The sequence below is a fragment of the Pseudomonas parafulva NBRC 16636 = DSM 17004 genome (genome assembly GCF_000730645.1).
Taxonomy (GTDB): Bacteria; Pseudomonadota; Gammaproteobacteria; order Pseudomonadales; family Pseudomonadaceae; genus Aquipseudomonas; species Aquipseudomonas parafulva.
In genome coordinates, this window is sequence record NZ_BBIU01000035.1 from 1 (window position 1) to 10,692 (window position 10,692).

The 10,692-nt window shown below is 58.9% G+C and carries 10 protein-coding genes; 8 read left to right on the forward strand and 2 right to left on the reverse strand.

The genetic code is table 11. The features are described 5' to 3' along the window. Positions 1-155 (forward strand): transposase domain-containing protein (locus PPA02S_RS22830; RefSeq protein ID WP_154660070.1); only part of this gene is annotated, 155 nt, incomplete at its 5' end. 60 nt (positions 156-215) lie between these two features. On the opposite strand, the gene PPA02S_RS23075 is transcribed toward PPA02S_RS22830, so the two are convergent. Continuing rightward, positions 216-1,109, reverse strand: a complete 894-nt coding sequence (locus tag PPA02S_RS23075; RefSeq protein WP_154660071.1) for a hypothetical protein — start codon at positions 1,107-1,109, stop codon at positions 216-218. Positions 1,110-1,111: 2 nt separating this feature from the next. Further along, complete coding sequence (locus PPA02S_RS18965; RefSeq protein WP_028633636.1) at positions 1,112-2,149, reverse strand: DNA sulfur modification protein DndB; 1,038 nt, start codon at positions 2,147-2,149, stop codon at positions 1,112-1,114. A gap of 628 nt (positions 2,150-2,777) precedes the next feature. On the opposite strand from PPA02S_RS18965, the gene PPA02S_RS18970 reads away from it, so the two are divergent. From PPA02S_RS18970 to pqqB, 7 genes are all read left to right on the forward strand, one after another. Then, the gene (locus PPA02S_RS18970) at positions 2,778-3,899 is read left to right on the forward strand and encodes a Fic family protein (protein ID WP_028633637.1); all 1,122 of its coding nucleotides are present in this window, start codon (positions 2,778-2,780) and stop codon (positions 3,897-3,899) included. Between the two features lie 106 nt (positions 3,900-4,005). Continuing rightward, positions 4,006-4,467, forward strand: coding sequence for an Lrp/AsnC family transcriptional regulator (locus PPA02S_RS18975; protein ID WP_028633638.1), 462 nt, complete (start codon positions 4,006-4,008; stop codon positions 4,465-4,467). A gap of 192 nt (positions 4,468-4,659) precedes the next feature. After that, entirely contained in the window at positions 4,660-6,342 is a 1,683-nt protein-coding gene (locus PPA02S_RS18980; RefSeq protein WP_028633639.1) for a flavin monoamine oxidase family protein, read from the forward strand. Positions 6,343-6,355: 13 nt separating this feature from the next. After that, the gene (locus PPA02S_RS18985; RefSeq protein WP_028633640.1) at positions 6,356-7,150 is read left to right on the forward strand and encodes a carbon-nitrogen hydrolase family protein; all 795 of its coding nucleotides are present in this window, start codon (positions 6,356-6,358) and stop codon (positions 7,148-7,150) included. Continuing rightward, positions 7,143-9,440, forward strand: a complete 2,298-nt coding sequence (pqqF, locus tag PPA02S_RS18990) for a pyrroloquinoline quinone biosynthesis protein PqqF (RefSeq protein WP_028633641.1) — start codon at positions 7,143-7,145, stop codon at positions 9,438-9,440. The genes PPA02S_RS18985 and pqqF overlap by 8 nt, the downstream gene beginning before the upstream one ends. A 158-nt stretch (positions 9,441-9,598) precedes the next feature. Further along, the gene (gene pqqA, locus PPA02S_RS22835) at positions 9,599-9,670 is read left to right on the forward strand and encodes a pyrroloquinoline quinone precursor peptide PqqA (protein WP_003243383.1); all 72 of its coding nucleotides are present in this window, start codon (positions 9,599-9,601) and stop codon (positions 9,668-9,670) included. Between the two features lie 84 nt (positions 9,671-9,754). After that, a complete protein-coding gene (pqqB, locus tag PPA02S_RS18995; RefSeq protein WP_028633642.1) occupies positions 9,755-10,666 on the forward strand; it encodes a pyrroloquinoline quinone biosynthesis protein PqqB in 912 nt (303 codons plus the stop codon). The last annotated feature ends 26 nt before the right edge of the window (positions 10,667-10,692 follow it).

Here is a 10,692-nt window from a genome sequence, read left to right on the forward strand (position 1 = left end):
CGCAACTTTACAGCCTGGTCGAGACGGCCAAAGCCAACGGCCAAGAGCCCTATGCGTGGCTGCGCCACGCACTGGAACGCCTGCCGCAGGCGTCCTCAGTGGAAGACTACGAAGCGCTGCTGCCGTGGAATTGCACACCTCAAATACATAGCTGAGTGCTCTGCCCACCGTTGGTTAGGTGGGATTCATGGAGCGCTTACACAAGAACAACGCCTTCAATGTCTACGAGCATAGTTAGAAAAAGCATAAGCAAATAATGGCTGCAGTGACTCCATAGGTGCCGACGCAGCTTCTATAAGAGCAGTAGCCATTCTTGTGAATTCCTCGGAGTCATCGTTGGTTAACTCCGGATGATTATCCCCACTTTCCTCATGCCAATAAGTCGCCGGAGTAGTTATTGAAGCGATATCTTCAAACCTCTTAGCAACATGCTTAAGCACAAAAGTTGGATAAGCAACGATCGCATGTTCCGGCGAAAACGTATATAGATTCTCTTCATCTGCAAGATAGGCAGCCACCAGCCTTGCCAAACCCTGGCGTTCCAATGAGTGCTTTTCAAAAAATGTGGTTGGCTTGGGATCGGCAAAACCACATACTTGATAATTATGATATTCCCGAGCTCGCATCAACCACTCAGTGGGATAAAGACCATCAATTTCTTGAGAAAGCAATCGGGAATTTGGAAAGTTCTTCTCTAGTAAATACAGTACTGAACCGTGCGATCCAGATAAATTTTTCTTAGTAGCTTGCGGGTCACCTGTGCATGCGCGCTTATCCGGAAATTTAGTAAAGACTGCACCAGGCACGGTGCGTATCCAACCCAATTTCTTTCCGACAGATACGTACGCCACCCCCTCCAGAGCCAACAATGATCTTACGAGATAAAATACGGAATAGTATAACTTTACCGCACTCCAAGACCATGTTTTTCGACTAATCCCAGATATTGCCTCTATGTAAGTAACTATGCCAGAGCGATAATATTTCGAGGCATCATTCTTCAGAATTTCCGACAGTTCCAGTGCCTCCACATCCGAAAGTGGATGTGTGTGATCTGGGACTATTTCAAGCCTTCGGTTTAAATATGCATTCACTCCATGCTCGCTCATAATTAAATCTTTACCTTCCCACCTTTTGCCACTGGAAAGAAGTTATCAAGCAATGATTTAAAAACCACATTAGGTGCTTCTTTGCCCTGTAGCCCCTTGACTTCCTCCTGAAGTATCAACGCATCTTTGCTCAACTTCAATGCACTCTGCATGTGTTCCTTGGTGAAGTTGTAATCTGAGCTCGCGCAGTATGGAACTACACGCTTAGCCAAAAACTCCATTGCACCTGTGAATCCAGACGCATACATAAAAGCATTGGTTTTTTCTTGCCAGACTTCCCCGTAAGCCTTGGAGATTACAATAAAATAGTTTTTTATAATGTCTTTTTGTTGCTCAAAGCTTTCGATACCTATTTGTTCAAACGGTCCTTTCTCTTCAACTAACGGTTTAATAGCCCCAACGGCAGATGATAGAGCAATCCCGCCACGCCGACGTGGAGAACCGGGGGTTTTAATCTCTTCAAAGTATGGAGAGTCCTCTTCGACATTTAAAGCCTCAGCAATATCACGAGCCCGCGCAATGGTGGGATCAACTATCTCTTCATCCGCCACCATATACAGGTCATAAACCAAGCTTCTTGGTACAGGCTTTTGCTCAGTATTAATAGACAAAAATATATTGGCACACTGCTTGGTGGTTAATCCAGTATATATTGTCACAGGCAGCTCTATGTCACCAATATGATCCTCCTCAAGCATTGCGGCCTCAATACCAGCGACGCGATGCTGGCCATCAATTAGCTGAGCTGACCTAGGTATCAATGGAATGGATATATTGGCGCCCTTAACCAATGGAAGCTCATCTTGATTCACCCAATTCAGCACGATTGATGATGGATACGATGCCTGATGAAGAGTAAATTCTTTAATGCTTGCAATTCTTCGAGAATTTAAAAACCGCTGCACAGCCCCCGGCTCATTATCTCTACCACGGACAGACACATAGCAGATATTAATTAGATCTCGCGCTTTCAACTTAGTGACAATAAAATCTTGCTCTAGCTGAGACACTTTAATTGCTGGACATTTTACACTTTTCAATTTTCTTTCCTTAGAGAAGGATAGTGATCCTCGGCATAATGCCACTAGACACTCTCAGACTCCAGCTTTCTGAGGACCAACGCTAGCCCAGGATTTTTGTAAGATCAGCTGGGTTCAGTAGTTTTGATAAAATAACCCGAGACCAAGGCAGCTCTGCTGCCGCAGCCGGTCGAGGGTTGGAACGCTGGGCCTGAGCCGAACAAAGTTAACACCGATCTCAAGCCGGACTGGTGTACCTCGAAAACAGGACACTAGCGGTACAGCACGAAGGTCCTCACCTGTAACCTACCGTTCGCTAACGTACTGATTGTCCTGTGCTTTCGCGTACTGTACCGTTTCCTCGTGTAACCCAATGAAACCTAGCGCAACGGTGTCATTGGCGAACTCATAATCCTTTGGTCCACGGTTCGAGTCCGTATGGGCCCACCAAATCAAAAGCCGCGCACTGCGCGGCTTTCTGTTTTCTAGAGTTTTGGCCTCATAACACCCAGCAGCAACCCTGATCAGCGACGCTCACCAACCTCGAAATCCCGCCTTGAGCATTAGACAGTGAGCCAAATAGCAGGCACTATCGGCTCACCATATGAGCCGAATAGGCTCCCTAATCGGCTCACAGACGAACGCCCTTATGAATGACCCGCTCTGGATCTGGCAGCAGACAGACTGGCCGCACTTCAGCTGGCAAGCCGACGCACTTGCCCCGCTGCTGCGCGCGTGCGGTCAGGCTCAGGGACGTTTGTTGGGGATGCTCGGCGCGGTAGGCACTGATACCGAAGTGCAGAGCAGCCTAGATGCCATGCTGCAGAACATCGTCACCTCATCAGCCATTGAGGGAGAGCAGCTGAATGTCGGCTCCGTGCGTTCGTCACTGGCGCGGCGCTTGGGGCTGAACGAAGAAGGCCGCATTACCCCACGCTCCGAAGGGCTGGCAGAACTGCTGCTCGATGCTACCCGCGCACATCAAGAACCACTTGACGACCAGCGACTCTTCACCTGGCACCGTTGGTTATTTCCCAGCGGTGACCAAATGCTGGCCAGACCATTACAAATCGGTTCACTGCGCGGTGATGAGGCTATGCAAGTGGTTTCCGGTCGCATCGACCATCCGACCGTGCATTTCGAAGCACCTCCGCGAGCAGGACTGGAAGCCCTGCTGGCAGCATTTCTCGCTTGGTTCGAGAGCAGCCGAAGCGATGCCAGCCTCGATCCGTTTCTGCGTGCCGGCATCGCCCATTTCTGGTTCGTTACGCTGCACCCTTTCGATGACGGCAATGGCCGCCTCACCCGTGCCATTACCGACCTCGCACTGGCTCAGGGCGAGCAAATGACTATCCGCTTTTATGCGATGTCCTCGAGCATGCTCGACGACCGCGCCGGTTACTACAGCATCCTCGAAACCAGCCAGAAAGGTGGGCTGGATATCACCGGCTGGCTGCAGTGGTTTCTCGTAACCTTACTCAACAGCCTGGAGCAGGCCCTCGCCCGTATCGAACGCGTAGTGGTGAAGGCGCGCTTCTGGCAGGCACACCGCAGCCAAATCCTATCGGCAGAGCAAATCAAAGTGCTTAACCGTTTACTCGATGGTGGAGAACGGGGTTTCGAAAACGGTATCAGCGCAGCCCAGTACCAAGCCGTGGCCAAGGTTTCCAAAGCAACGGCGACTCGCCATTTGAGCGATCTGCTGGAAAAAGGCTGCATTGAGCGGCTGCCCGGTGGCGGGCGAAGCACCCGTTACAAGATCGCCCACTGAACACCTAATCCGGTCCCTAGTGCGCCATAGCACAATGAAACGCTGACCCCGCTTGCCCCGCCAGCTACCCGGTCACTACGCTACGCCAAAACCCCAGAGGCTCACCATGCCAGACTCCCGCCCCTTTATGCTGGACGAAATCGACCGCCAGCTCATCGCCCTGCTGCAGCTCAATGCCCGCGAAAGCGTCGCCACCCTCGCCCGCCACCTGGGCATCGCCCGTACCACCGTGAATTCGCGGCTGGAGCGGCTGGAGAAGAACAAGGTCATCACCGGCTATGGCGTGCGCCTGGGGCAGCGGGTGATGGGCGGGGGGCTGCAGGCCTATGTGGGCATCAAGGTACAACCGCGCTCGGGCAAGGACGTGGTCAAGCGCCTGAGTGCCATGGCCCAGATTCAGCAGCTGTGTGCAGTGAGCGGTGAATTCGATTACGTGGCTTGGCTGCAGACCGATTCGCCTGAGCAGCTAGACCAGTTGCTTGACCAGATCGGCAGCCTGGACGGGGTGGAGAAAACCACCACGTCGATCATTCTCAGCAGCAAGGTCGAGCGCGGGCAGCCGGTTTAACCCGCTCGCTGGCGCTGCTTCAGAACGTGATCGTCAAACTCTATGAATAATTCGCTATTTCGACGAAAACAAAGACAAAAAGACAACACTCTGCAACTTAATAACGACCACCCCACCTCCTAGAATGACCTCCAGCCTCCCCTATACTCAGGCTTCGCCCCCACGCGCAGCCGCTCTGGCAAGGTCCACTTCATGAACAAGAAAAACCGCCACCCCGCCGACGGCAAACAACCCGTCACCATCTTCGGCCCGGACTTTCCGTTCGCTTTCGATGACTGGCTGGAGCACCCTGCGGGCCTGGGCAGCATTCCGCCTGAGCGTCACGGCGAAGAAGTCGCCATCATCGGCGCAGGCATCGCCGGCCTGGTAGCGGCCTACGAATTGATGAAGCTGGGCCTCAAGCCTGTGGTGTACGAGGCGTCGAAGCTGGGCGGGCGCTTGCGCTCCCAGGCGTTCAACGGCACCGACGGCATCGTCGCCGAACTGGGCGGCATGCGCTTCCCGGTATCGTCCACGGCGTTCTACCACTATGTGGACAAGCTCGGTCTGGAAACCAAGCCCTTTCCCAACCCGCTGACAGCAGCCTCAGGCAGCACCGTGATCGACCTGGAAGGCCAGACCTACTACGCCGAAAGCGTTGCCGACCTGCCCAAACTGTTTCACGAAGTGGCAGATGCCTGGGCCGATGCGCTGGAGAGCGGGGCCCAGTTCGCCGACATTCAGCAGGCTATCCGCGACCGCGATGTGCCGCGCCTGAAAGCGCTGTGGAACAAACTGGTGCCACTGTGGGATGACCGCACGTTCTACGACTTTGTCGCCACCTCACGCTCGTTTGCCAAACTGAGCTTCCTGCACCGCGAGGTGTTCGGGCAGGTGGGCTTTGGCACCGGGGGGTGGGACTCTGACTTCCCCAACTCGATGCTGGAAATTTTCCGCGTGGTGATGACCAACTGCGACGACCACCAGCACCTGATCGTGGGCGGCGTGGAGCAAGTCCCCCAAGGCATCTGGCGCCATCAGCCAGAGCAATGTGCGCACTGGCCACAGGGCACCAGCCTGAGTTCACTGCATGGCGGTGCACCGAGCACCGGGGTCAGGCGCATCGCCAGGGCGGCCGACGGGCGCCTGGCGGTCACCGACACCTGGGGAGGCACGCGCCACTATGGCGCGGTCCTTACCACCTGCCAGACCTGGCTGCTGACCACCCAGATCGACTGCGAAGAGTCGCTGTTTTCGCAGAAGATGTGGATGGCCCTGGACCGCACCCGCTACATGCAGTCTTCGAAGACCTTTGTCATGGTCGATCGGCCGTTCTGGAAGGACAAGGACCCGGAAACCGGTCGTGACCTGCTGAGCATGACCCTGACCGACCGCCTGACCCGGGGTACCTACCTGTTCGACAACGGTGATGACAAACCGGGGGTGATCTGCCTGTCCTACGCCTGGATGAGCGACGCCTTGAAAATGCTGCCGCACCCTGTGGAAAAACGCGTGCAGCTGGCGCTCGATGCGTTGAAGAAGATCTACCCGAAAACAGACATTGCCGGCCATATCATCGGCGACCCGATCACCATCTCGTGGGAAGCCGACCCGTACTTCCTCGGCGCCTTCAAGGGTGCACTGCCGGGCCACTACCGTTACAACCAGCGCATGTATGCGCACTTCATGCAACAGCACCTGCCCGCCGAGCAGCGCGGCATCTTCATTGCCGGCGACGACGTGTCGTGGACACCGGCCTGGGTGGAGGGCGCCGTGCAGACGTCGCTGAATGCGGTATGGGGTATCATCAACCACTTCGGTGGCAGCACCCACCCCGACAACCCCGGCCCGGGCGATGTGTTCGACGAGATCGGCCCCATCGCCCTGGCCGACTGACCCAGGAGGCGCCATGCACATCGCGCTGTTCCAAGGCACGCCCAGGCCGCTGGATGTGCCCGGCAACCTGCAGCGCCTGCGTCAGCAGGCCAGGCTGGCTGCCGAACAGGGCGCCGGCCTGCTGGTGTGCCCGGAAATGTTCCTCACCGGCTACAACATCGGCGCCGCGCAGGTGCAGCGCCTGGCCGAGACCGAGGATGGCCCGTCGGCCATGCACGTGGTCGAGATCGCCCAGGCGTATCGCATCGCCATTGCCTACGGCTACCCGGAGCGGGGGGATGACGGGGCGGTCTACAACAGCGTGCAGCTGGTCGACGCCCAGGGTCGAAGCCTGAGCAACTACCGCAAAACCCACCTCTTCGGCGAACTTGACCGGGCCATGTTCAGCCAGGGGCCCGACCACTTTCCGGTTGTCGAGCTAAACGGCTGGAAGGTCGGCCTGCTGATCTGCTACGACATCGAGTTCCCGGAAAACGCACGCCGGCTGGCGCTGAGCGGTGCCGAGCTGATCCTGGTGCCCACGGCCAACATGGCACCTTACGATTTCACCTGCCAGGTCACCGTGCGCGCCCGGGCGCAGGAAAACCAGTGTTACCTGGTCTATGCCAACTACTGTGGCTCGGAGGGCGACATTCACTACTGCGGGCAGAGCAGCATCGTTGCGCCGGACGGCAGCCTGCTGGCCATGGCCGGCCACGACGAGGGCCTGCTGACAGCGCAGCTGGAATATGACCGGCTGATCCAGGGGCGTGAAGCGTTCCCCTACCTGCGTGACCTGCGCCAGGAGCTGCACCGGCGCCATGCCTGACGCAATTCGGCACGTCACCCTGGCCAACGGCCTGCAACTGCGCCTGCGCCACGCCCCCCGGCTGAAGCGTGCGGCGGCGGCGATACGGGTGCATGCGGGTAACCATGATGCGCCGGGCAAGTGGCCAGGGCTGGCGCACTTTCTGGAGCATCTGTTCTTCCTGGGTACGCCGCAGTTTCCGCTGGAAGACGGCCTGATGCGCTACGTGCAAGGCGTGGGTGGGCAGGTCAATGCCAGCACCCGCGAGCGCACCACGGACTACTTTTTCGAAACCCCGCCTGCTGCGCTGGCAGGTGGGCTGGTGCGGCTGTGCCAGATGCTCGCCGAACCCGACCTTGGGGTTGCACGACAGCACCAGGAACGTGAGGTGATTCACGCCGAATTCATTGCCTGGTCGCGCAACCCGGCGGCGCAACAACAGTACGCCCTGCTGCAGTCGGTAGCATCCCATCACCCCCTGGGCGCTTTCCATGCCGGGAACCGCTATACGCTGCCAGTGCAGAATGTGGCTTTTCAGCAGGCGCTTGCAGGCTTTCACCAGCGTTACTATCAGGGCGGCCAGACCGTACTGGCTCTCTGCGGCCCCCAGCCGCTGGACGAGCTGGAGCAGTTGGGCAGGCAGCAGGGGCAGCGGTTTGCCAAAGGCGAGCGTGTGGAGCAGCCCCAGCCTGCGGCACTGGCGGCAAGTGCGCACCCGTTGGTGTTCAGCCTGAACGCACTGCCAGAGGGGGCCGAGCAGGCCCTGGCACTGCTCACGGCGTGCCTCGGCGATAGCCGCCCCGGCACCTGGCTGGATGCGCTGCGCCAGCGCGGCTGGTTGCAGGGGTTCAATACCCAGACGTTGTATGGGTTTGGCGGGCAGTTGTTGTGGCATATCGACCTGAAACTGACCGCCGCCGCTCGCCGGAATGAAGCCACCGCACTGTTGCATGGCTGGTTGGGCTTCATTCGAGGGGCAGGCCTGGAGGCGCTCAACCAGGGTTTCGGCCTGCTGCAGCAAAGCCGTGAACGCAGTGCGGGAGCACTGGAGCTGGCCCAGCGGGACAGCATTGGCCAGCCGTTCGCGCCGCTGGATACCCAAGGTAAGCGAGCCTTTGAAGCACTGCTCGCGGCATTGCCGAGTGGCAGGCATGGCCAATGGCAGCTACCACCGCCGGAGCCATTGCTTAGCGCAGGCTGGGCACAACACGAAACCCAGCGGTTGCCCGGTTCCCTGCATGTGACCGAAGTACTGCCCTGCAAGCGGCAATATGCTGCACTTTACCTGCGCTGGAAGGTGCCGAGGGACCTGCTTCAGCCTTTGTATCCGGTTCTTGAGCGCGCACTGGCACCCTTACAGGAGCGCTGCGACCGAGCCTCGGTGCAATTGCGCCTGGCCAGCGTTGGCGACCACCTGCAACTGCGTTGTACCGGGCTGCCGGCAGCCGTGGTTTATGCAACCGAGCACGCATTGACGGTACTGCTACACCCCCCCGCCGATTGCTGGCAGCCGCCCATTACGGCGGCGTTGCCATTGATGCCTATACGCGCCTTGCTTGAGCAACTGCCAGCCGCCGTGCAGGGGGCAGCGCGTGTAGCGGCCACCGAAGGCACACGCACTCAGTTACACCTCGACGCGTTATGGCAGCAGGCAACCTGGCACGGCCTGGCCGTGGGGTTCGAGCCGGCCGTCCACAAGGCCATGGCCGCAGCGCTGCAGCAGTGCCCGGGCCAGGGTTCGGCCCCGGCGCCACTGGCCCCTTGGGCCGCGCGACGCTGGCATCCGGTGCAGGTCCCAGGCAGTGAGCACGCCCTGCTGCTGTTCTGCCGGTTGCCTGCGGCCAGCGAAGCAACCGGCCGCCTGCTGGCCCAGCTGCTGCAGGGGCCGGTCTACCAGCGCCTGCGGGTAGAACTGCAACTGGGCTATGCCGTATTCAGTGCCTTCCGCCAGGTGGACGGGGCGTACGGCCTGCTGTTTGGCGTGCAGTCGCCCCACGCCAGGCCGGCCGATGTTCTAGGGCACCTGATGGAGGTAATGAAAGGTGGAGTAACGCTGACGCCGAGCAGTTGCCAGGCCCTCGCAGCGCAGTTCGACGAAGCGGTCATGGTCAATGCCGAGGTCGCCGAATGGGCCTGGCAGACACACCTCGCTACACAACCCGTCAAGCTGGAAGCGTTGCCCAAGGCTATTCTGAAGGTGCGGCAGTCGGATCTGGACCAACTGCTAAGCGACCTGCTCAGCGCAGATTGCCCCTGGCTCTGTTTGGCCAACGCTGCCGCGCCACCCTCCCCCTGGCAGTGGGGTGAGTGATTGTTACGCAATATGCAACGGCACTTTTCAGATAATTAACCTTTCGGTACATAATTATCTTGTAAGATAGCGCAATCCGCGCTCAGGGAACCTCCTGCCCACGGCGGTACCCAAGTAGTAGCTGAGCCATCCGTAACCCCTTCCGAAGGAGTAATCCCATGTGGACCAAACCTGCATACACTGACCTGCGTATCGGCTTCGAAGTCACCATGTACTTCGCCAACCGCTAAGCCAGGCTTACGGTTTCACGCCTCGGCCTGCCGGGGCGTTTTCGTTTTTCCGACACGGTTTTCTGCACAGTAAAGAGAGTGCCCATGCATATCCAGGTTCTCGGCTCGGCCGCCGGTGGCGGGTTCCCGCAGTGGAACTGCAACTGCGTCAACTGCAAGGGCTTGCGCGACGGCACCCTGCGCGCCACAGCCCGCACCCAATCCTCCATTGCGCTATCCGACGACGGCGTGCACTGGGTATTGTGCAACGCCTCGCCCGACATCCGTGCGCAACTCCAGGCCTTCGCGCCCATGCAGCCGGCCCGCGCCCTGCGCGACACCGGGGTCAACGCCATCATCCTGCTGGACAGCCAGATCGACCACACCACCGGCCTGCTCAGCCTGCGCGAAGGCTGCCCGCACCAGGTGTGGTGCACCGACATGGTCCACCAGGACCTCACCACCGGGTTTCCGCTGTTCAACATGCTCAGCCACTGGAACGGCGGCCTGCAATGGAACCGCATAGCGCTCGAAGGCAGCTTCGTTGTCGAGGCCTGCCCCAACCTGCGCTTTACCCCCTTCCCGCTGCGCAGCGCCGCGCCGCCCTACTCGCCCCACCGCTTCGACCCGCACCCTGGGGATAACCTCGGCCTGCTAGTGGAGGACACCCGTACGGGTGGCAAGCTGTTCTACGCACCGGGCCTGGGGCAGGTTGACGACAACCTGCTGGCGATGATGCAGGGCGCCGACTGCCTGCTGGTAGACGGCACCCTATGGGAAGACGACGAGATGCAACGCCGGGGCGTGGGCACGCGCACAGGCCGCGAAATGGGCCACCTGGCGCAGAATGGCAGCGGTGGCATGCTCGAAGTGCTGGACGCCTTCCCGCGTCAACGCAAGGTGCTTATCCACATCAACAACACCAACCCGATTCTCGACGAGGACTCACCCGAGCGCGCCGAGGTGGTGCGCCGTGGCGTGGAAGTCGCCTTCGACGGCATGAGCATCGAGTTGTAACGAACCATGAGGCGCCACTCACGTTC